Source organism: Variovorax sp. Root473, from assembly GCF_001426505.1.
In the GTDB taxonomy this organism is placed as follows: domain Bacteria; phylum Pseudomonadota; class Gammaproteobacteria; order Burkholderiales; family Burkholderiaceae_C; genus Variovorax.
In genome coordinates this window covers 539,134-559,780 of record NZ_LMEV01000001.1, presented here as the reverse complement: position 1 = coordinate 559,780, position 20,647 = coordinate 539,134, and the positions used below count along the sequence as shown (strand labels likewise).

Genomic DNA, 20,647 nt, shown 5'->3' with positions numbered 1-20,647 from the left:
GATGCAGCAGACCACGCACCCTCCAGCGGCCATCTACGACGACACCGTCGTGCGGCAGTTCGCACTCATGTCGGTGGTCTGGGGGGTGGTCGGCATGCTGGTCGGCGTGATCATCGCCTCGCAGCTGACCTGGCCCGAACTCAACCTCGGCATCCCCTGGCTCAGCTACGGCCGCCTGCGTCCGCTGCACACCAACGCCGTGATCTTCGCCTTCGGCGGCTGCGCGCTCATGGCCACGAGCTTCCACGTCGTGCAGCGCACCTGCCAGGTGCGGCTGTTCGCGCCGGCGCTGGCCTCGTTCGTGTTCTGGGGCTGGCAGCTGGTGATCGTTGTCGCGGCCGTCAGCCTGCCGCTGGGCTACACCAGCGGCAAGGAATACGCGGAACTCGAGTGGCCCATCGACATCCTGATCGCCGTGGTCTGGGTGGCCTACGCCATCGTGTTCTTCGGCACCATCGGCCTGCGCAAGGTGCGCCACATCTACGTGGCCAACTGGTTCTACGGCGCCTTCATCATCGCGGTGGCGCTGCTGCACATCGTCAACAGCGCGGCCATTCCGGCCGGCTGGATGAAGAGCTACTCGGCCTACGCCGGCGTGCAGGACGCAATGGTGCAGTGGTGGTACGGCCACAACGCCGTGGGCTTCTTCCTCACGGCCGGCTTCCTGGGAATGATGTACTACTACATCCCCAAGCAGGCGGGGCGCCCGGTGTACTCGTACCGGCTGTCGATCGTGCACTTCTGGGCGCTGATCTTCACCTACATGTGGGCCGGCCCGCACCACCTGCACTACACCGCGCTGCCTGACTGGACGCAGTCGCTGGGCATGGTGTTCTCGCTGATCCTGCTGGCGCCCAGCTGGGGCGGCATGATCAACGGCGTGATGACGCTCTCGGGCGCCTGGCACAAGCTGCGCACCGACCCGATCCTGCGCTTCCTGATCGTCGCGCTGTCGTTCTACGGCATGTCGACCTTCGAAGGCCCGCTGATGTCGATCAAGACCGTCAACGCGCTGAGCCACTACACCGACTGGACCGTGGGCCACGTGCATTCCGGCGCGCTGGGCTGGGTGGGCTTCATCACCATGGGCTCGCTGTACTACCTGATCCCGCGCATGTACGGCCGCCTTGCCATGTACAGCGTGAAGGCCATCGACGTGCACTTCTGGATGGCCACCATCGGCATCGTGCTGTACATCGCCGCGATGTGGATCGCCGGCGTGATGCAGGGCCTCATGTGGCGCGAGATCAACACCGACGGCACGCTGACCTACACATTCGTCGAGGGCGTGAAGGCCACCTTCCCCTACTACCTGGTGCGCGTGATCGGCGGCGTGCTCTACCTGGGCGGCATGCTGGTCATGGCCTGGAACGTCTGGATGACCGTGATCACCGGGCGCTCGGTGCGCGCCGAAATCCCGGCCGTTGCCGCCGCCCACGCCTGAAGCCACGAAGCCTTTGAGGACGCACGATGAACGCACCTGACAACAAGAATTCCGCGCCCGCCGCCACCGGCTTCACGCACGAGAAGGTCGAGACCAACAACTTGCTGATGATCGTGCTGATCCTGCTGGTGGTGGCCATCGGCGGCCTCGTGGAGATCGTGCCGCTGTTCTTCCAGAAGTCGACCACCGAGGCCGTGGAGGGTGTGAAGCCGCTCACGCCGCTGCAGCTGGCCGGCCGCGACGTGTACCTGCGCGAGGGTTGCTACAACTGCCACTCGCAGATGATCCGCCCCTTCCGCTCGGAGACGCTGCGCTACGGCCACTATTCGGTGGCTGGGGAGTTCGTGTACGACCACCCCTTCCAGTGGGGCAGCAAGCGAACCGGTCCTGACCTGCACCGCGTGGGCGGCAAGTACAGCGACGAGTGGCACCGCATCCACCTGAACAACCCGCGCGACCTCGTGCCCGAGTCGAACATGCCGGCCTACCCGTGGCTGGAGAAAGGGCTGGTCGACGGCGGCAGCATCGCCACCCACATGCGCGCGCTGCGCAAGGTCGGCGTGCCCTACACCGACGAAGAGATCGCCAGGGCCGCCGACGAGGTGGCCGGCAAGACCGACATGGACGCCACCGTGGCCTACCTGCAGTCGCTGGGCCTGGCGCTCAAGTAAGAAGAAAGAACAGGCAACGCCCCATGACCGACATCACCACCCTGCGCATCGCCGCCACCATCGCCTGCTTCGTCGTCTTCATCGGCATCGTGGCCTGGGCGTTTTCGCGCCGCAACACGCAGCGCTTCGCCGAAGCGGCACGCCTGCCCTTCGAGCAAGACTGACGGGGAGCCCACGATGAGCGATTTCATCAGTCACTTCTGGTCCAGCTACGTGGCCGGGGCCTCGCTGCTGAGCATCCTGGGGTGCGTGCTGCTCTTGTGGCTCACGGCGCGCAAGCGCGTGGCCTCGGATGCCGACAACACCACCGGCCACGTGTGGGACGAAGACCTGCGCGAAGCCAACAACCCGCTGCCGCTGTGGTGGGTGGGCCTGTTCGTGCTGACCATCGTCTTCTCGCTCGGCTACCTGGCCGTGTTCCCGGGCCTGGGCAGCTTCGCCGGCACGAACGACTGGAGTTCGCGCGCCGAGTACCAGCAGGACGTGGCCAAGGCCACGCAGGCGCTGGAACCGGTGTACGCACGCTATGCGCCCATGCCGATCGAAGAAGCCGCGCGCGACCCGCAGGCCCGCGCCATCGGCGAGCGCCTGTTCATGAACAACTGCGCGCAGTGCCACGGCTCCGACGCGCGCGGCAGCAAGGGCTTTCCCAACCTCACCGACGCCGACTGGCTGCACGGCGGCACGCCCGACAAGATCGTCGAGTCGATCACCAAGGGCCGCATCGGCACCATGCCGCCGGCCGCCGCGATGGTCGGCACGCCCGACGACGTGAAGAACGTCGCCAACTACGTGCTGAGCCTGTCGGGCGAGCCGCACGACTCGGTGCGCGCGGGCCTGGGCAAGCCCAAGTTCGCCGCCTGCGCGGCCTGCCACGGCATCGGCGGCGTGGGCAACCCCGCGCTGGGCGCGCCGCGCCTGAACGACCGCATCTGGCTGCACGGCTACGGCGAGGCCGCCATCATGCAGATCGTCAACGAGGGCAAGCACAGCGCCATGCCCGCGCAGGAAGGCCGCCTGACCGAGGCGCAGATCAAGCTGCTGGCCTCGTACGTGTGGGGCATGTCCAACCCTGCGACCGGGACGCCATGACGCGAAAGACGGTCATCCCGATCGCGAGCGCGCCGCCCGCCGCCGCGCCGGAGGTCGGCCTGTACGAGGCGACGAAGAAGATCTACCCGCGCAGCGTGCAGGGCCTGTTCGCGCGCTGGCGCTGGGCCATGGTCTTTCTCACGCAGCTGGTGTTCTACGGCATGCCCTGGGTGGAATGGGGCGAGCGGCAGATGGTGCTGTTCGACCTGGCCGCGCGGCGTTTCTATATCTTCGGGCTGGTGCTGTACCCGCAGGACCTGATCTACCTGTCGGGCCTGCTGGTGATCAGCGCGCTCTCCCTTTTTCTCTTCACGGCCGTGGCCGGGCGCCTGTGGTGCGGCTACGCCTGCCCGCAGACCGTCTACACCGAGATGTTCCTGTGGGTGGAACAGCGCATCGAAGGCAATCGCAGCGCGCGCATCCGCCTCGACGCCGGCGGGTTCTCGCTCGAGAAGCTGGTGAAGAAGGCCTTCAAGCACATCGTCTGGATCGGCATCGCGCTGTGGACCGGCTTCACCTTCGTGGGCTACTTCACGCCCATCCGCGAGCTGGGCATGGCCTTCCTGCAGACGCAGATGGGCTCGTGGGAAGTGTTCTGGGTGTTCTTCTACGGCTTTGCCACCTACGGCAACGCCGGCTTCATGCGCGAGCAGGTGTGCAAGTACATGTGCCCCTACGCGCGCTTCCAGAGCGCCATGTTCGATCGCGACACGCTCATCGTCAGCTATGACCCGCAGCGCGGCGAGCCGCGCGCACCGCGCCGCAAGAATGTCGACCCGCGCAGCGCCGCCCTGGGCGATTGCATCGACTGCAGCCTGTGCGTGCAGGTGTGCCCCACGGGCATCGACATCCGCCAGGGCCTGCAGTACGAGTGCATCGGCTGCGGCCTGTGCGTGGACGCCTGCGACAGCGTGATGGACAAGATGGGCTACGCGCCGCGCCTCATCCGCTACGACACGCAGAACGGCATGGAAGCCGGCTGGTCGCGCCGGCAGCTGTGGCGCCGCGTGCTGCGACCGCGCGTATTGATCTACACCGCGTTGCTCGCGCTGCTGGTGGCGGGCCTGCTCGCCAGCCTGGTCGTGCGCACGCCGCTGAAGGTGGACGTGGTGCGCGACCGTGCCTCGCTGGCGCGCATCGTCGAGGGCGGGCGGCTGGAGAACGTCTACCGGCTGCAGATCATGAACGCGACCGAGCGCACGCAGCACTACCGCATCGCCGCGCGCGGCATCGACGGGCTGAGCGAGTCGCCCGGCGAGGCCGTCGAGGTCGAGCCCGCGCAGGCGCGCTGGGTGGCCGTGCGGCTGCAGGTGCCTTATGGCGCCGCGCCGGCCGGTTCGCACACGGTGCACTTCGACATCCGGCAGGTGGATGGTGCGGCGCAGGTTTCCGAAAAAGCGGTCTTCCTGGTGCCGCGCTGAAAGGTCTTCCCATGAACAACGCCCTGCCGATGAACGCGCCCGCGACCTCCGGCCCCTGGTGGCGCTACCCGCTGGTCTGGCTGGTGATCGCAGGGCCCGCCGTCGTGGTGCTCGCGAGCATCGCGACCGTCTGGCTGGCGCTGCGCACCCCTGAGGTGCTGGTGTCCGAGGACTACTACCGCGAAGGCATCGAGATCAACCGCACGCTCGCCGACAAGAAACTGATGCCGGCGCAGGCCGGACGCAACCACGCGGCGACGCCTGAAAGCGATGTGCCGGCTCCCAAGCGGGGTGCGCAGTGAGCGCCGTGCGCCGCATCGCCGGCATCCTGTGGCCGTCGTTCCTCGTCGCCTGCGGCATGGAGGTGCTGGTGTTCGCGCTGATCGACCCGATCCACTCGTACTGCGGCGCCGACGCACTGCGCCTGTCGCGCCAGGGCATCTACACCGTGTCCTTCTTCGTGTTCTGGCTGATGGCAGCGGCCTCGAGCGCGTGCACCACGCTGCTGGCACTGCCGTCAGAGAAAGAGACCGCGCAATGACGCTCGCCCTTGCCATTCCCGCCACGCCCTCCGTGCTGCCCGTCGAACTGCTGCGCCGCTTCGACGTGCCCGGCCCTCGCTACACCTCGTACCCCACGGCGGACCGCTTTGCCGACAGCTTTGGCGCCGGTGACTACGCGCAGGTGCTGCACCAACGGCGCGATGCGGACACGGCGAGCGAGCCGCTCTCGCTGTACGTGCACATCCCGTTCTGCGAATCGCTGTGCTACTACTGCGCCTGCAACAAGGTCGTCACGAAGCACCGCGAGCGCGGGCGGCAGTACCTCGAGTACCTGGCGCGCGAAGTGGCGCTGCAGGTCGCGCAGCTCGGGCCCGGTGCGCCTGTCGGCCAGCTGCACCTGGGCGGCGGCACACCGACCTTCCTGGACGACGAGGAACTGGGCGAGCTGGTCGCGATGCTGCGCCGCGCGTTCGCCTTCGTGCCGGGCGGTGAGCAGTCGATCGAGATCGACCCGCGCACCGTCGATGCAAAGCGCCTCGCGGCGCTGGCCGCGCTCGGCTTCAACCGCCTGAGCTTCGGTGTGCAGGACTTCGACCCCGCCGTGCAGCAGGCCGTGCACCGCATCCAGCCTGCGGCGCAGGTCTTCGCGCTGATGGACACGGCGCGCGCGCTGGGCTTTCGCTCGATCAACGTCGACCTGATCTACGGCCTGCCGCGCCAGAACGACACCTCGTTCGAGCGCACGCTCGCGCAGATCCGCGACCTGCGGCCCGACCGCATCGCGCTGTATGCCTACGCCCACCTGCCGGAGCGTTTCAAGCCGCAGCGGCGCATCGCGGCCGACGAGCTGCCCGATGCCTCCATGCGCGTGCGCATGCTGGGGCGCGCGATTGCCGCGCTCACCGAAGCGGGCTACGTCTACATCGGCATGGACCACTTCGCGCTGCCCGACGACCCGCTGGCCGTGGCCAAGCGCGAAGGCCGGCTGCACCGCGACTTCCAGGGCTACAGCACGCAGCCCGACGGCGACCTCGTGGCGCTCGGCGTGTCGGCCATCGGCCGCGTGGGCGCCACCTACAGCCAGAACGCGAAGACGCTGGAAGACTATTACGCGCTGCTCGACCAGGGCCACCTGCCCGTGGTCAAGGGGCTGGCTCTGTCGGACGACGACGTGCTGCGCCGCGAGGTCATCATGGCGCTGATGTGCCGGGGCCGCGTGGACTTCGACGCCGTCGAGGCGGCGCACGGCATCGCCTTTGCCGACTACTTCGCGCCGGAGCGCGCCGCACTGGCGCCGATGGCCGAGCAGGGGCTGGTGCGCCTGTCGCCGCGCGCCATCGAGGTCACCGAGGCGGGCTGGTTCCTCGTGCGCGCGGTGGCGATGGTGTTCGACCGCTACTGCGCCGCGACGCGCACGCGCTTCTCGCGCGTCGTCTGACCTGATGGACTCACCCGCACTCGCCGGCGCTGCATTGCTGATGGGCCTCGCGGGTGGCCCGCACTGCGTGGCGATGTGCGGCGCGGTGTCGGCCGCGGTGATCCGCATCGTGCCGGTGGGTGGGCCATCGCAGGCTTCGCATGCCATTGCCCCTTTCGCCTTCCACCTCGGCCGCATGGTGAGCTATGCAGCGGCTGGTGCCATCGCCGCCGCGAGCCTGCACGGCCTGGGTGCCGCCAGCGCGCAGGCCGCGGCCTGGCGGCCGCTGTGGGTGATGCTGCATGTGTTCGTGCTCGCCTGGGGCGCGATGCTCGCGGTTGCGGGCCGGCAGCCGCTGTGGGCGCAGCGCGCCGGGCGTGCGCTCGAAGCGCGCCTGCGCCCGAGGGCCGGCGGCTCGCTGCTGGGCGTGTTCGCCACGGGTGCGCTCTGGGTGGCAATGCCCTGCGGCCTGCTCTATTCGGCGCTGATGCTGGCCGCGCTGGGCAACGGCCCGCTGCAGGGCGCCTCGACGATGGCGCTGTTCGCACTGGGCAGCAGCGTGTCGCTGCTCGCCGCGCCGTGGCTGTGGCAGCGCCTGCGCGGGTGGGGCGACAACGGGGCGCGACAAGCCTGGGGCGCGCGGCTGGCGGGTGTGTTGCTGGCGGCGGTGGCGCTGCAGGCGCTGTGGATGGACCTGAGCCATCGCATTGCGGACTGGTGCGGCTGAGGCGCTGCTGCGCTGTCCTCAGCCGATGCTCTCGATCAGCAGCGCCTGCAGCACGAAGCGCCGGTTGTCCGCCGGCGCCGTGCGCTCGCCCAGCAGCTCAGCGAGCGCGGCCGTGGGGTGGCTGTCGGTCGCCGCGCCGTCGTGCACTGGAATGCCTGCGTGCTGGCCGATCTGCCGCACCAGCGCGGCGTCGATGCCCTCGCAGGCCACGGCGTCGTACAGCCGTCCGAGCATGCGCGCGGTGTGCTGCAGTTCCTGCAGCGGCGTGTCGCGCGACAGGCTGGAGCGCACCGTCGCGACCTGCGCGCCCAGTTCCTCAGCGGCCTGGCGCAGCAGGGCCAGCGCTTCGCTGTCGCCGGTCTCGCTGAGCAGGCCGAGATTCTTGGCGCGCAGCAGCCGCGGCGGCGCGGCGCCGTCGAGCGCGGCGCGCTGGAGCAGCCGGGCGCGGCCCAGCAGGCTGGCGACTTTCTGGGGCGAAAGCGCAGCGGTGGAAGGGTGCATGGCAAGGTTCGACATGTGTCTCGCGGAGGCTAGCCACCCGGGCCGCGCGCGCCTTGACGCACATCAAGGACCGCCCCGCTGTTACACGCCGGACACAGAGCATTCACCCGACGTTACGCACCGATGCGGGCCGTTGTCACTGCGGGGCCTCGCGCTTCCTAGCATCGAGACATCGCCTGATCGCAGGCAACGCCACACAAGACAGACAGAACGCCGAGGAATCCCCATGCTCACGAGTGCCCGCCCCAACCCCATCCTCCCGCTTCGGCCGCTTCCGGCAGCGGTGCACAAGGAAAACGCGGGCCGCCGCACGGCCGAGCGCCTGCGCCTGCTGGCCGAGCAGCTGCAACCGCAGCGCCGCATGGTGCACACGGGCGACGTGATCTACCAGGCCGGCGAACGTTTCGGCAACCTCTACATCCTGAACTCGGGCTTCTTCAAGATCGTGAATCTCTCGGCCGATGGGCGCGAGCAGGTGGTGGGCCTGAAGTTCCGCGGCGACTGGCTGGGCTTCGACGGCATCGCGGGCCAGCGCTACGTGTGCGACGCCGTGGCGATGGACACGGGCGAGGTCTGGGTCGTGCCCTACGAATCGCTGCTGGCCGCCTGCGCCACGCACCCCGCGCTGCTGCAGATGCTGCATGCCGCGATGAGCCGCGAGATCGCGCACGACCGCGATTCGCTGATGTCGGTGTGCACCTTGCCGGCCGATGCGCGCGTGGCCGACTTCCTGCGCTACTGGGCCGAGTCGCTGGCCGACCGTGGCATGCGCACCGACGAGATCACGCTGCGCATGACGCGCGCCGAAATCGGCAACTACCTGGGCATGACGCTCGAAAGCGTGAGCCGCGCACTCTCGCGCCTGGCGCGCGACAAGGTCATCGGCTTTGCCACCAAGGGGCGGCGCGAGGTGCAGATTCCCGACGTGGGCGCGTTGTCGGCCTTCGTGCAGCGCTGCCTGGCGCCGGCGCCCGCGATGCTTCAGTAAGAAGCGACGTTGAGCAGCGCCCGCGCCATCGCCCGCGCGAGTTCGCGGCGCGAATAGGGCTTGCGCAGCAGCTCCCAGCCCGGTGGCGCTTCGCGGTCGGCGTCGAGCAGCTCCGCCGAGAAGCCCGACATCAGCAGCACCGCAAGCCGCGGTTGGCGTTGCACCGCTTCGGCGGCCAGCCGCGTGCCTCGCATGCCGGGGCCCAGTGCGATGTCGCTCAGCAGCAGGTCGAAGGGCGTGGCCTCGGCCGCCATGGCGGGCAAGGCCTGCTCGGCGTTGGCGGCGGTCACCACCTCGCAGCCCAGCGTGGTCAGGAAGGTGTGGACGACCTGGCGCACCTCGGCGTCGTCTTCGACCAGCATCACGCGCAGGCCCGGTGCCAGCGTGACCTCGGCCTCGATCTCAACGGGATCTTCATCGACAGGTGCCGCCGCACTCGCCGCGTCGGCCTCGACCTGCGGCAGGTAGAGCGTCACGGTGGTGCCGCCGTTGACCCTGCTGTCGATGGCGATGGCGCCGCGCGACTGCTTCACGAAACCGTACACCGTGCTCAGGCCCAGGCCGGTGCCGCGCCCCGCGTCCTTGGTGGTGAAGAAGGGCTCGAAGATGTGCTCCATGACCGCCTCGGTCATGCCGGTGCCGCTGTCGGCGATGGAGAGCGCGACGAAGCGGCGGCCGGCGTCGGCGTCGCTCAGTTCCTGGCGCACGGTGGCGGGCAGGGCGTCGCAGGCTTCGGCGCGGAAGTGCAGGCGGCCGCCCTCGGGCATGGCGTCGCGTGCGTTGATGGCGATGTTCAGCAGCGCCGATTCGAGCTGGCCCGGGTCGGCGCGCACGGCGGGGCAGGGGTCGGCGGCATCGATCTCGATCTGGATGCGCTGGTCGAGCGTGCGGCGCAGCATGTCGGTGAGCGAGTGCAGCATCTGCCGCACGTCGACCGCGTCGGGCTGCAGCATCTGGCGCCGCGAGAAGGCCAGCAGCTTGCCGGTGAGTTCGGCGCCGCGCCGGCTGGCGCGCGCGGCGGCGGCCACGAGCTGCTGCGCGTAGCCGTCGGCTGCGAGCTGCGGCAGCTCTTCGAGCACCTGCAGGTTGCCCTGGATGATGGTCAGCAGGTTGTTGAAGTCGTGCGCGATGCCACCGGTGAGCTGGCCCACGCTCTCCAGGCGCTGCGCGTGGTTCAGTGCTTCTTCGGTCTGCACGCGCTGCAGGCTGGTGGCCAGCAGGCTTGCTACCGATTCGAGAAAGCGGATCTCCTCGTCCCCGAAACGCCGTGCGGCCGTGGCACGCACCGACAGCATGCCGGTCACGCGGCCGCGGTCGGACAGCGGCACGGCCAGCGCGCTGACCAGCCCGGCCGCGAGGTACGCGGGCGGCACGGCGAAGCGGCGCTCCTCGCGGTAGTCGGCCACGACGACCGGGCGGCCTTGCGAGAGCACGTAGCCGGGTTGCGTGTCGGGCCGGTTGGCGATGCGCAGGCCAACGCTCTCGTCGGTGAGCAGGCCTACGCCGCTCGCGAGGCGGAACTCGCGCTGGCTGCCATCGAGCAGCCACACCATCGCGATTTCGACCTGCAGCGCGGTCGCGACGATGTCGGGCACCTGCGCCAGCACCACCTGCAGGTCGCGCGTGTCGACGGCCAGGCGGCCCAGTTGCGCAAGATGTTCGCTGTAGCGCGCGCGCTGCAGCGCCTGCTTCACGCGCGGGTAGGCGCCGATGTCGCGGATGGCCGCCACCACGAAGGGCAGGCCCTGGTTCTGCAGCGGGCTCAGCGCGATCTCGACCATGACTTCGCTGCCGTCCTTGCGCTTGGCGACGAGTTCCATGTCGGTGCCCATCGGGCGCGGGCGCGGCGCGCGGCCGTAGGCTTCGCGAAACGCCGCGTGGCGCGGGCGGATGCTGTCAGGCACGAGCGCTTCGACGCTCAGGCCCACGAGCTCGTCGGCCGCGTAGCCGAGCATGGCTGCGGCCGAAGGGTTGGCCAGCACGATGCGGCCCGACTGGTCCACCACCAGCAGCGAATCGGGGTACGCGGCGAACAGCGAACGGAACACGCTGCCTTCCTCGACGCCCAAGGGGAGGCCTGCGATGGGTGCCTGGGGCGGCGCGTGGTCGTCAGCCATGGGTGACCGGCGGCACCAGGATGTAGCCTGCGCCGCGCACCGACTTGATGAGCTGCGGATCGTCGGCGTTGGCCTCGATCTTCTTGCGCAGCCGGCCGACCTGCACGTCGATCGTGCGGTCGAAGGGCGCGGCCTCGCGACCGCGCGTCTGCTCGAGCAGGAAATCGCGCGAGAGCACGCGGCCCGGATGCCGCGCGAAGGCGCACAGCAGGTCGAACTCGCCGGTGGTCAGCGGCACGGCCTCGCCCTGTGCGTTGCTGAGGCTGCGCGCGGCGGTGTCCAGGCGCCAGCCCGCGAAGCGCAGGCGTTCGGGCGGTGGGGGCGCGGCGGCCGTCGCCGCCGACGCGTCGGGCGTCAGGCGGCGCAGCACGGCCTTGACGCGCGCCGCCAGCTCGCGCAGGTCGAAGGGCTTGGTCACGTAGTCGTCGGCGCCCACTTCGAGGCCCACCACCTTGTCGACCGGATCGCCGCGGCCGGTGACGATCACGAGGCCGCAGCGCCAGTTCTCGCGGATGTGGCGGGCAATGGAAAAGCCGTCTTCGCCGGGCAGGCCGAGGTCGAGCAGCACGAGGTCGGCCGTGTCGGCGGCCATGAGCGCCCGCAGCGCTGCACCGTCGTGGATCTGGGTGACGCGAAAGCCGTGGCCCTGCAGGTAGTTGGCCAGCAGCAGCGTGATGCCGACCTCGTCGTCGAGCACCGCGATGTGGGGGGCAGAAGTCATGCGGGGGCTGGGAGAAAAAATGCCGGCGCCACGGGGAGGGCGCAGGACGCGGGGAAGCGTAGCACGCAAGTCGCGGCCGTGGCAGCCACAGCGCGCGCCGTTGATCTGGCGCAAGGCCTGCGGGCGGGGTGCTTTCGAGAATCGCGGCCACTGTCCACCGTGTCTGAAGGGTACGTACGCATGGCATCTTTTCTTTTCTCGGGCGCGCTCGACCTCCCGTGGTGGGGCGTGCTGCTGGCCGCATTGGCGCTGACGCACGTCACCATCGCCTCGGTCACCATCTTCCTGCACCGCCACCAGGCGCACCGCGCGCTCGACCTGCACCCCATTGCCAGCCATTTCTTCCGCTTCTGGCTCTGGCTGACGACGGGCATGGTCACCAAGCAATGGGCCGCCGTGCACCGCAAGCACCACGCCAAGTGCGACACGCCCGAGGACCCGCACAGCCCGCAGGTGGTGGGTCTGAAGCGCGTGCTCTGGGGCGGCGTGCTGCTGTACGTGGCCGAGGCGCGCAACCCCGAAACGCTGAGCCGCTACGGCCACGGCACGCCCGACGACTGGCTCGAGCGCCGGCTCTACACGCGCTACCAGACGCTGGGCATCACGTGCATGGGCCTGATCGACATGGCGCTGTTCGGCGTGCTGCCGGGCGCGCTGGTGCTGCTCGTGCAGATCGCGTGGATTCCGTTCTGGGCCGCCGGCGTGGTCAACGGCATCGGCCACTTCTGGGGCTACCGCAACTGGCCGGCGGCGGACGCGAGCACGAACATCTTTCCCATCGGCCTGCTGATCGGGGGCGAGGAGCTGCACAACAACCACCACGCGTTCCCGACCTCGGCCAAGCTGTCGAACAAGTGGTTCGAGTTCGACATCGGCTGGGTCTACATCCGCGCGCTGCAGGCGCTGGGGCTGGCGAAGGTGAAGCACCTGGCGCCGAAGCCGCGCCTCACGGCGCCGCGCGCCACCATCGACCTGCTCACGGTGCAGGCGGTGATCCGGCACCACTACGACGTGCTGTCGAACTACTCGCGCTCGCTGAAGCAGGCCTGCACCGAAGAGCTGGCCCGCATGCATGCGCTCGCACCCAGCCAGGCCCGCGCACTGCGCGCCGCGCGGCCCTGGCTCGGCAAGGAAGAAAAAGCACTCGACCCCACCCGCCATGCCCAACTCACGCAAGCGCTGGTGGCCTCGCAAGCCTTGGAGACCATGTACGCGATGCGGCGCGAGCTGACCGCGCTGTGGAGCCGTTCGGGCGCCACTGGCGAGCAGCTCGTGAAGCGGCTGCAGGACTGGTGCGAACGCGCCGAAGCCAGCGGCATCGCGCCGCTGGCGGCCTTCGCGGTGCGGTTGCGTTCCTACGCCTGAGAGGCTCCGGCAAGGAAAAAGCGCGGGCCGGTGCAATACCGGCCCGCGCTTTTTGTTTTTGAGCGATCGCGGGTCGCAAGACTCACTGGTTCGCCACGCGTCCGTCCGGCAGGCTGAAGCGCTCGTGGTCTTGCCTGGCTGCGACCTCGGGTGCGCGGATCAGCAGCACCGGCACCGGCGCCATGCGCAGGATGTGCTCCGCGTTGCTGCCCATGGCCCAGCGGCTCAGGCCGCGCCGTCCGTGCGTGCCGAGCACGATGAGGTCGGCCTTCGAGGCGATGGCCTCGGTCACCACCTGGTCGTGGACCGCACCGGCCTTGAAGCCGTCGCGCAGCACGACGTCGGCTTCGACGCCTTCGGCCTGCGCCTGGGCGCGGGCCTTCTCAAGCAGCGTCACGGCATTGGTGCGCAGCACCTCGAGCCAGTCGCCCGAATGGCCCGCGTAGGCGTCCATGCCGAGCGCGAAGGAGAGCTCGTCGAGGATGTGAACGAGCCGCAGGCGCCCACCGGTGAGCCTGGCCAGGCGGATGGCTTCGGCCAGGCCTTCGCCGGAGGTGGAACTGCCGTCGACGGGAACCAGGATGTGTTGGTACATGGTGTGGAACCTCCAGGAGTGCGTTGAAGAAAGAAATGAGGAGATGCCGTGCCAGTCTGTGCCTGGCCGCATGCACGGACCTTGATCTGGAGCAAGCCCGCACGGCCCCGGGCTTGCGACCCTTGGGCCTTCGAAGAAAAAAGGAGACCTCTCATGACCCATGTCGCGGTGAAGATCATTCGCCAGGAGCACGCCGCGCTGGCGGCCATGCTGCGTTCCATCGTGATGCTGCTCGACCAGCACCGCCGCAAGGGCACGATGCCCGACTTCGCGACGCTGCGCGCGATGCTGTTCTACGTGGACGAGTTTCCCGAGAAGCGCCACCACCCGAAGGAGACCGAGCTGCTCTTTCCCCGGCTGCGCGCCTGCACGCCGATCTCGCGCGACCTGATGGACAAGCTCGACAACGACCATGCCTGGGGCGAGCGCAAGATCCGCCACGTCGAGCACGCGCTGCTCGCGTTCGAGATGCTCGGCGAGCCGCGGCGTGCGGCCTTTGAATGGGCGATGAACGAGTACGTGAGCTTCTACCTGGACCACATGGCGCAGGAGGAGCGCGAGATCCTTCCGCTGGCCGAGCGCGTGCTCGGCAAGGACGACTGGCGCGAGCTCGACGCGGCCTTCGGCGAGAACCGCGATCTGTTCTCCGACCAGAACGCGCCCGACGAGGTCTACGCCGCACTGTTCACGCGCATCGTCAACGTGGTGCCTGCGCCGATCGGGCTGGGGCCGGCGCTGTAACGGGCGGCCTGCGTCCGGATCGCTTAGGCTCGGCCTGAAAATGAGTCAGGACGAACGAGACGACGAGATGGACATCGATCAGATCAAGGGAAGGCTGGGCTTCCTTCGCGAGGCCGAGCGCCTCAAGAGCGTGCTGCGCAGCGCGCACACCGCCTCGGGCCGCCCCGAGAGCACGGCCGAGCACAGCTGGCGCCTGTGCCTGATGGCCATGGCCTTCGAGGACGAGCTGGCCGACCTCGACCTGCTCAAGGTGCTGAAGATGTGCGTGGTGCACGACCTGGGCGAGGCTATCCATGGCGACATTCCCGCCATCGCGCAAGGCGCGCATCCCGACAAGAGCGCGCAGGAGCGCGAAGACCTGCAACTGCTCACGCGCACGCTCGACGCGCCGCTGCGCGCTGGCATCCTGGCGCTGTGGGACGAGTACGAAAGGGCCGAAACGCCCGAGGCCCAGGCGGTGAAGGCGCTGGACAAGCTCGAGACGTTGCTGCAGCACAACCAGGGCGCGAACCCGCCGGACTTCGACTACGAATTCAACCTCGCCTACGGCCAGAAGCACACCGGCAGCCGGCCGCTGTTCCGCGCGATGCGGGCGTTGGTGGATGCCGACACGCAGAAGAAGGTGGAGGCGGCGCGGCGGGCGGGGTCGGGGCCGGTGGTTCGCCCCGAGCAACCGGGCGACGAGGCCGCCATCCGGCAATTGACGGTGGCCGCGTTTGCCGAGGCACCGCATGCCGCCGGCACCGAGCATCTCATCGTCGACGCCTTGCGTGCGGCCGATCGGCTCACGCTGTCGCTCGTGGTCGAAGACGGTGGCGAGATCGTCGGCCATGTCGCGCTGTCGCCCGTGGCCATTTCCGATGGCACGACCGGCTGGCATGGCCTGGGCCCGATCTCGGTGGCCCCCGCGCGCCAGGGGCAGGGCATCGGCCGGCTGCTGATGGGCGCTGCGCTGGCGGGCCTGTGCGACGCCCAAGCGCAAGGCTGCGTGCTCCTGGGCGACCCGGCCTTCTATGGCCGCTTCGGCTTCGTCGTGCGGCCGGGCCTGGTGTTGCCGGGCGTGCCGCCGGCGTACTTCCAGGCCGTGTCGTTCCACGGCACATGGCCGGTCGGCGAGGTGCGCTACGACCCGGCGTTTGGCGTCGGTGCCTGACGCGCGGGCCGGAGGCACAGGCCGTTCATAATCGCCCCGCCATGCCTGCCCGTCACCTGCCATCGGACACCGCCCATGCGCCGCGCGTGAAGCGCGCGCAGAGCTCGGTGTCTGCGCGTTCCGCAACCCCCCAGGCGCCCCGCCGCCGCATCCATGACGGCAGTGCGTCCCGCAGCCTGGCGGGCTTCACTGCGATGGAAAGCAGGGCACCGGCCCGCGCGCCGACCGCGGCGCGTCCGCGCAACTGGCGCACCACGCTGCTGGGCGTGGCGCTGGGCCTGGCCATCGCGATGCTGCTGCTCATGAAATGGTTGCTCGATTACCAGGTCGATTCCGCAGAGGCGCGCCACGCGCAGGAAGCACTGGCCCGCACCCAGGCCGCGCGTTGCTTCGGGCGCGATGCCGAGCCGTCGTGCGCGCCGGCCGGCCGCACGGTGGTCGAAACCGTCGAGTCGGCCGCGACCCGATAACCCCCGCGCACCGCGTCGGCGGTGCCTTCATCGTTCAGCGCAGCACCAGCACCGGAATGTGCGAATGCGTGAGCACGTGCAGCGTCTCGCTGCCCATCAGCAGCCGCGCGAGGCTGCGGCGTCCGTGCGAAGCCATCACGATGAGGTCGCAGTCCTGGTTCTTGGCGGTCTGGATGATGGCCTCGGCCACCTGGTTCGACTTCATGACCACCGCGTCGGCGCGGCGCACGCCCTTGGCCAGCGCGGTGTCGCGCACCGCATCGGCCAGTCGCTGGGCCGCCTGCTCGACGTGTTTCTGGTTGGCTTCGAAATCCGTCTGGTTCAGCAGCATCGAACCTTCGAAATAGCCGTATGGCTGGATGTGCGCGACGTTGACGCTGACCAGTTCGGCGCCGGTCAGCAGCGCGAGATCGATGGCCGTGGCCACCGCCTTGTCCGACAACGAAGAGCCGTCGGTTGCGACGAGAACACGCTTGTACATGGCAGGCTCCTTGGCCCCCGGCACCGCGGGTGCCTTTGCCATTCCAGTCTAGTCCGCGCGGACCGCACATTCAAGGCGAAGCCCGCGCGTGACCCGCGCGTCCTGTCTGCGCGTCAGCTGCTCGTGCTGTGGCGACGCCCCAGCGCGAACACCGAGTTCGGCGCATCGACCACGAAGGGCTTGCGCACCGGCGTGCCGACGACGGCTGCTCGGCGGCGTGCGGCTGCGCTGGTGGCGGGCTGCACGCCCTTGGCCTTCTGTTCGTCGACCAGGCTCTGCAGCGAGATCGAGCGCAGGAACTCGACGGCGCGCAGGTTCACGGAGGCCCACAGGTCGTCGATCTCGCAGCGGCCGGGTTCGTCGTCCGAACCGGCAGCACGCGGGCGGGCCTTGCTGGCGCCCAGGTCCTCGATGGTGAGCACGATGTCGGCGACCGTGATCTCCGCGGCCTTGCGGCTGAGCGAGTAGCCGCCGCCGGGGCCGCGGGTGGATTCGACCAGCCCGTTGCGGCGCAGCTTGGCGAACAGCAGTTCCAGGTACGAGAGCGAAACCTGCTGGCGCAGGCTGATCGAGGCCAGCGTGACGGGGCCCGAGCGGCCGTGCAGGGCGATGTCGATCATCGCGGTGACCGCGAAGCGGCCCTTGGTGGTGAGGCGCATGGTGCTTCCTTGTCTTGTCGTTCCGGCGCGCTTACTCGTCGCGGCCGCCGGCAATGCCCAGTAGGGCCAGCAGCGACTGGAACACGTTGTAGAGGCTCAGGTACACGCCCAGCGTGGCCGAGATGTAGTTGGTGTCGAGGCCGTCCTTCACGCGCTTCAGGTCGTGCAGGATGAAGGCCGAGAAGATGCCGATGGCGGCGACCGACAGCGTCATCATCAGCGCGCTCGACTGGATGAAGACATTGGCGATGCCCACCACCAGCAGGCCGATGGCGCCCACGAAGAGCCACTTGCCCATGGCCGAGATGTCGCGCTTGATGACCGTCGAGAGCATGGCCATGCCCAGGAAGATGCCGCCGGTGCCGGCGAAGGCGGTCATCACCAGGCTGGCGCCGTTGGACAGGCCGAGCACGCTGCCGACCAGGCGCGACAGCATCAGGCCCATGAAGAAGGTGAAGGCCAGCAGCACGGGCACCCCGGCGGCGGAGTTCTTGGTCTTCTCGATGGCGTACATGAAGCCGAAGGCGCCACCGAGGAACACCATGAGGCCGATGCCCGGCGACATGGCGCGCGTGAGGCCGGTGGCCACGCCGAGCCAGGCGCCCAGCACGGTGGGCACCATCGACAGCGCGAGCAGCCAGTAGGTGTTGCGCAGAACGCGGTTGCGTTCCTGGACCGAGGCCAACGGTGCGTCGAAGCTGGAGGGGTAGGCCGATTGGCTGGAGTTCATCGAAAAATCCTGAAAAAAGAGAGAGGGCTGGACGGGTCGCATGACACGTGCGGCGGGGCCGTCAGACGGCCGAAAAAGAAGGGGCAGGGGCGTCGCGCGAAACAGGCGACGGGCCGGATCGGATGAGCGCAAACGCCCGGACTGCAACAGTCCTCAGGCGTTCGCTCGCCGCCGCGCGGCCTCAGGCGGCGAGGAGGGCGTGGGGCCGGGGTGGCCGCTTGGGCCGGTCGAGCAGCGCTGAGAGCACCGAGGTGGACCCGAGCCGCGGCGGTTGCGCGGAGAGCACCAGCAGGTTGCGTGCGTGGGGGCGGGCGTCGAGCAGTTCGGCGTGCTCGGAGCCGGCTTCGTCCATGGCGGACGGGTCTTCGGACGAGGTCTTGCCGACGTCCTTGTCGCCGCCATCGGCCAGTGCCACGGCGAGCGTCGCGACGGTCTGGCGTTCGCCCGACGACGTCACATGGTGGCCGCCGACCAGTCCATGCGCGAGCACAGCGAAGCCGTAGCAGGACAGCATGAAGGCGAGGACGATAGCGGCAAACCAGCGGGACATGTAGGGGTATTTTACCCGCCGTGCCGGCATCGTTCCGGCCGCCGCGAATTCATCCGACCGCCACGCACGGGTGTTGCCATCGTCCACGGGGTGGAACGCTGCAGGCCACGTGCGCCGACTACCGGACTTCAGGGCGCGCTTTTACGCTGGCGGTCATGCATCGGGGCCATTTTTCCCCGGCATTCAACCTCGCAAAGAAAGCCTCCCATGTCCAAGCCTTACACCCGTCTCGACAAGAACGATGTCGCCGTGCTGCTGGTCGATCACCAGACCGGCCTGCTCTCGCTGGTGCGCGACATCGACCCCGACAAGTTCAAGAACAACGTGCTGGCCCTGGCCGACATCGCCAGCTACTTCAAGCTGCCCACGGTGCTGACCACCAGCTTCGAGAACGGCCCCAACGGCCCGCTCGTGCTCGAGCTGAAGGCGCAGTTTCCCGACGCGCCCTACATCCCGCGCCCCGGCCAGATCAACGCCTGGGACAACGAGGACTTCGTCAAGGCCGTGAAGGCCACGGGCAAGAAGCAGCTGCTGATCGCCGGCGTGGTTACCGAGGTCTGCGTGGCCTTCCCGGCGCTGTCGGCGCTGGCCGAGGGCTTCGACGTGTTCGTCGTCACCGATGCGTCGGGCACCTTCAACGACGTGACGCGCCAGGCCGCATGGGACCGCATGTCGGCCGCCGGCGCGCAGCTGATGTCCTGGTTCGGCGTGGCCTGCGAGCTGCACCGCGACTGGCGCAACGACATCGAGGGCCTGGGCACGCTGTTCTCCAACCACATCCCCGACTACCGCAACCTCATCACCAGCTACACGCAGCTGACCCAGGGAAAGTGAGCACGCCATGACTGCACCGAACAACGTCGCCAACTTCAACGGCGCCAAGCCCGTCATCGACCCCGAAGACGCCGTGATGCTGCTCATCGACCACCAGAGCGGCCTGTTCCAGACCGTGAAGGACATGCCGATGACCGAGTTGCGCGCCAACGTCACCACGCTGGCCAAGGTCGCGACGCTGGCGAAGATCCCGGTCATCACCACCGCCTCGGTGCCGCAAGGCCCGAACGGCCCGCTGATTCCCGAAGTGCACAGGTACGCGCCGCATGCGCAGTACGTGGCGCGCAAGGGCGAGATCAACGCCTGGGACAACCCCGAGTTCGTGGCCGCCGTGAAGGCGACCGGGCGCGGCACGCTGATCATTGCCGGCACCATCACCAGCGTGTGCATGGCCTTCCCGAGCATCGCGGCGGTGCACGAGGGCTACCGCGTGTTCGCGGTGATCGATGCATCGGGCACGTACTCGAAGATGGCGCAGGAGATCACGCTGGCGCGCGTGGTGCAGGCCGGCGTGGTGCCGATCGACACCGCGGGCGTGTGCTCCGAAGTGCAGAAGACCTGGCACCGCGACGATGCCGCGCAATGGGCCGAGGCCTACAGCGCCGTGTTCCCGCCGTACCAGCTGCTGATCGAGAGCTACATGAAGGCGCAGGAAGTCGTGGCGAACAGCGAGCCGCTGGATTCGCAGCGCAGCTGATCGCCTCGATGCGACACTGACCGATGCCGCGCCGCACGCGACAAGTGTGGCGCGGCCTTCCTTTATTTCAACGCACGGCAAGGAGCCTCGCATGGACAGTCCCCGCATCCTGATCATTCCCGGCAGCGCCCGCGACGGCTCGCTCAACCGCCGGTTGGCGGCCGTGGCCGCGGCCACCGCGCGCGCGGCGGGCCTGCAGGTGACGGAGATGGACCTGCGCGCGCTGGCGCTGCCCGTGTACGACGGCGACCTCGAGGCTGCCTCGGGCGTGCCGGCCGGCGCGCACGAACTGCGCAGCGCCATCGCGGCGAGCGACGGCGTGCTGCTCGTCACGCCCGAGTACAACGGTTTTCCGACGCCGCTGGTCATCAACGCCTTCAGTTGGCTCTCGCGCATTCCGCCCGGCGATGGCCACGCGGGCGGCCTGGCTGCCACGGCCAACAAGCCCGCCGCGCTGCTGTCGGCCTCGCCCGGGCCGCTGGGCGCGCTGCGCTCGATGAACTTCCTGCGCCAGTACCTGCAGATGGCCTTCGCGATGCTGGTGGCGCCGCAGCAGTTCGCGCTCGGGCGCGCGCACGAGGCCTTCGATGCCGACGGTGCGCTGAAGGACGCGCGCGCCGCGCAGTCGGTGCACAAGGTGGTGGCGGCGCTGGCCGCGCTCGCCACCGCCTTGCCTACGCCCCGTTGATGCCGTGCAGGGGCGGTGTTCGTGCGGTCGCGCGAACGGCCGTCCCGATCCGCATCGCGACGTATTTTCTTTGGCGAAGCAA

The 20,647-nt window shown here is 69.1% G+C and carries 25 protein-coding genes and 1 pseudogene; 18 read left to right on the top strand and 8 right to left on the bottom strand.

The window, feature by feature from the left end; genetic code table 11:
- The first annotated feature begins 1 nt into the window (after nt 1).
- The 9 genes from ccoN to ASD34_RS02630 are packed head-to-tail and all read left to right on the top strand — an operon-like array spanning nt 2 to nt 7,275.
- Nucleotides 2-1,444 (top strand): cytochrome-c oxidase, cbb3-type subunit I, encoded by a 1,443-nt coding sequence (gene ccoN / locus ASD34_RS02670; RefSeq protein ID WP_056572396.1) that lies wholly within the window; start codon nt 2-4, stop codon nt 1,442-1,444.
- Nucleotides 1,445-1,470: 26 nt separating this feature from the next.
- Complete coding sequence (gene ccoO / locus ASD34_RS02665; protein WP_056572394.1) at nt 1,471-2,115, top strand: cytochrome-c oxidase, cbb3-type subunit II; 645 nt, start codon at nt 1,471-1,473, stop codon at nt 2,113-2,115.
- Nucleotides 2,116-2,138: 23 nt separating this feature from the next.
- Nucleotides 2,139-2,279: a CcoQ/FixQ family Cbb3-type cytochrome c oxidase assembly chaperone gene (locus ASD34_RS02660; protein WP_056572392.1), complete on the top strand. Its 141-nt coding sequence runs from the start codon at nt 2,139-2,141 to the stop codon at nt 2,277-2,279.
- Between the two features lie 13 nt (nt 2,280-2,292).
- Complete coding sequence (gene ccoP / locus ASD34_RS02655) at nt 2,293-3,207, top strand: cytochrome-c oxidase, cbb3-type subunit III (RefSeq protein WP_056572390.1); 915 nt, start codon at nt 2,293-2,295, stop codon at nt 3,205-3,207.
- The gene (gene ccoG, locus ASD34_RS02650) at nt 3,204-4,628 is read left to right on the top strand and encodes a cytochrome c oxidase accessory protein CcoG (RefSeq protein ID WP_056572388.1); all 1,425 of its coding nucleotides are present in this window, start codon (nt 3,204-3,206) and stop codon (nt 4,626-4,628) included. Before ccoP ends, ccoG begins: the two co-directional genes overlap by 4 nt.
- Before the next feature lie 11 nt (nt 4,629-4,639).
- A complete protein-coding gene (locus ASD34_RS02645) occupies nt 4,640-4,930 on the top strand; it encodes a FixH family protein (RefSeq protein WP_056572387.1) in 291 nt (96 codons plus the stop codon).
- Entirely contained in the window at nt 4,927-5,169 is a 243-nt protein-coding gene (locus tag ASD34_RS02640; protein WP_056572384.1) for a hypothetical protein, read from the top strand. The genes ASD34_RS02645 and ASD34_RS02640 overlap by 4 nt, the downstream gene beginning before the upstream one ends.
- A complete protein-coding gene (hemN, locus tag ASD34_RS02635; protein ID WP_056572383.1) occupies nt 5,166-6,569 on the top strand; it encodes an oxygen-independent coproporphyrinogen III oxidase in 1,404 nt (467 codons plus the stop codon). The genes ASD34_RS02640 and hemN overlap by 4 nt, the downstream gene beginning before the upstream one ends.
- 4 nt (nt 6,570-6,573) lie before the next feature.
- Nucleotides 6,574-7,275, top strand: a complete 702-nt coding sequence (locus tag ASD34_RS02630; protein WP_056572381.1) for a sulfite exporter TauE/SafE family protein — start codon at nt 6,574-6,576, stop codon at nt 7,273-7,275.
- A gap of 18 nt (nt 7,276-7,293) precedes the next feature.
- Here the strand turns inward: ASD34_RS02630 and ASD34_RS02625 are convergent, their stop codons facing one another.
- Nucleotides 7,294-7,776: an ornithine carbamoyltransferase gene (locus ASD34_RS02625; RefSeq protein WP_235509943.1), complete on the bottom strand. Its 483-nt coding sequence runs from the start codon at nt 7,774-7,776 to the stop codon at nt 7,294-7,296.
- 226 nt (nt 7,777-8,002) lie between these two features.
- Here ASD34_RS02625 and ASD34_RS02620 point away from each other — a divergent pair, with 226 nt between their 5' ends.
- The gene (locus ASD34_RS02620) at nt 8,003-8,764 is read left to right on the top strand and encodes a Crp/Fnr family transcriptional regulator (RefSeq protein ID WP_056572377.1); all 762 of its coding nucleotides are present in this window, start codon (nt 8,003-8,005) and stop codon (nt 8,762-8,764) included.
- On the opposite strand, the gene ASD34_RS02615 is transcribed toward ASD34_RS02620, so the two are convergent.
- Together ASD34_RS02615 and ASD34_RS02610 are read right to left on the bottom strand one after the other, a co-directional pair.
- Nucleotides 8,758-10,881, bottom strand: a complete 2,124-nt coding sequence (locus ASD34_RS02615; protein ID WP_056572375.1) for a PAS domain S-box protein — start codon at nt 10,879-10,881, stop codon at nt 8,758-8,760. The two genes, ASD34_RS02620 and ASD34_RS02615, sit on opposite strands and share 7 nt — an antisense overlap.
- On the bottom strand, nt 10,874-11,602 hold the full coding sequence (locus ASD34_RS02610) for a winged helix-turn-helix domain-containing protein (protein WP_056572372.1): 729 nt from the start codon (nt 11,600-11,602) through the stop codon (nt 10,874-10,876). The genes ASD34_RS02615 and ASD34_RS02610 overlap by 8 nt, the downstream gene beginning before the upstream one ends.
- A 180-nt stretch (nt 11,603-11,782) precedes the next feature.
- On the opposite strand from ASD34_RS02610, the gene ASD34_RS02605 reads away from it, so the two are divergent.
- Nucleotides 11,783-12,967: a fatty acid desaturase gene (locus ASD34_RS02605; RefSeq protein WP_056572369.1), complete on the top strand. Its 1,185-nt coding sequence runs from the start codon at nt 11,783-11,785 to the stop codon at nt 12,965-12,967.
- Between the two features lie 82 nt (nt 12,968-13,049).
- On the opposite strand, the gene ASD34_RS02600 is transcribed toward ASD34_RS02605, so the two are convergent.
- Entirely contained in the window at nt 13,050-13,562 is a 513-nt protein-coding gene (locus tag ASD34_RS02600) for a universal stress protein (protein WP_056572366.1), read from the bottom strand.
- 153 nt (nt 13,563-13,715) lie between these two features.
- Here ASD34_RS02600 and ASD34_RS02595 point away from each other — a divergent pair, with 153 nt between their 5' ends.
- From ASD34_RS02595 to ASD34_RS27370, 4 genes and pseudogenes are all read left to right on the top strand, one after another.
- Nucleotides 13,716-14,303: a hemerythrin domain-containing protein gene (locus ASD34_RS02595; protein ID WP_056572363.1), complete on the top strand. Its 588-nt coding sequence runs from the start codon at nt 13,716-13,718 to the stop codon at nt 14,301-14,303.
- Nucleotides 14,304-14,370: 67 nt separating this feature from the next.
- Nucleotides 14,371-14,943 (top strand): annotated as a pseudogene (locus tag ASD34_RS28030) (HD domain-containing protein); the annotation flags it as partial.
- A gap of 15 nt (nt 14,944-14,958) precedes the next feature.
- Nucleotides 14,959-15,456 carry a GNAT family N-acetyltransferase gene (locus tag ASD34_RS27805; RefSeq protein ID WP_235509953.1) on the top strand — a complete coding sequence of 166 codons (498 nt, stop codon included), beginning with the start codon at nt 14,959-14,961 and terminating at the stop codon, nt 15,454-15,456.
- Nucleotides 15,457-15,497: 41 nt separating this feature from the next.
- Nucleotides 15,498-15,926, top strand: coding sequence for a hypothetical protein (locus ASD34_RS27370; RefSeq protein ID WP_157609604.1), 429 nt, complete (start codon nt 15,498-15,500; stop codon nt 15,924-15,926).
- Between the two features lie 34 nt (nt 15,927-15,960).
- Here the strand turns inward: ASD34_RS27370 and ASD34_RS02580 are convergent, their stop codons facing one another.
- From ASD34_RS02580 to ASD34_RS02565, 4 genes are all read right to left on the bottom strand, one after another.
- Nucleotides 15,961-16,407, bottom strand: a complete 447-nt coding sequence (locus ASD34_RS02580; RefSeq protein ID WP_056572359.1) for a universal stress protein — start codon at nt 16,405-16,407, stop codon at nt 15,961-15,963.
- A 113-nt stretch (nt 16,408-16,520) separates the two neighbouring features.
- A complete protein-coding gene (locus ASD34_RS02575) occupies nt 16,521-17,066 on the bottom strand; it encodes an Rrf2 family transcriptional regulator (RefSeq protein ID WP_056572357.1) in 546 nt (181 codons plus the stop codon).
- A gap of 31 nt (nt 17,067-17,097) precedes the next feature.
- Nucleotides 17,098-17,796, bottom strand: a complete 699-nt coding sequence (locus tag ASD34_RS02570) for a Bax inhibitor-1/YccA family protein (protein ID WP_056572355.1) — start codon at nt 17,794-17,796, stop codon at nt 17,098-17,100.
- 181 nt (nt 17,797-17,977) lie between these two features.
- Nucleotides 17,978-18,433 carry a hypothetical protein gene (locus ASD34_RS02565; protein WP_235509942.1) on the bottom strand — a complete coding sequence of 152 codons (456 nt, stop codon included), beginning with the start codon at nt 18,431-18,433 and terminating at the stop codon, nt 17,978-17,980.
- Between the two features lie 120 nt (nt 18,434-18,553).
- Between ASD34_RS02565 and ycaC the strand changes: the two genes are divergently transcribed.
- The 3 genes from ycaC to ASD34_RS02550 all read left to right on the top strand — a co-directional run bounded on the left by ycaC (nt 18,554) and on the right by ASD34_RS02550 (nt 20,565).
- A complete protein-coding gene (gene ycaC / locus ASD34_RS02560) occupies nt 18,554-19,180 on the top strand; it encodes an isochorismate family cysteine hydrolase YcaC (RefSeq protein WP_056572353.1) in 627 nt (208 codons plus the stop codon).
- A 7-nt stretch (nt 19,181-19,187) separates the two neighbouring features.
- Entirely contained in the window at nt 19,188-19,877 is a 690-nt protein-coding gene (locus tag ASD34_RS02555) for an isochorismatase family protein (protein WP_056572351.1), read from the top strand.
- A gap of 91 nt (nt 19,878-19,968) precedes the next feature.
- A complete protein-coding gene (locus ASD34_RS02550) occupies nt 19,969-20,565 on the top strand; it encodes an NADPH-dependent FMN reductase (RefSeq protein WP_056572349.1) in 597 nt (198 codons plus the stop codon).
- The last annotated feature ends 82 nt before the right edge of the window (nt 20,566-20,647 follow it).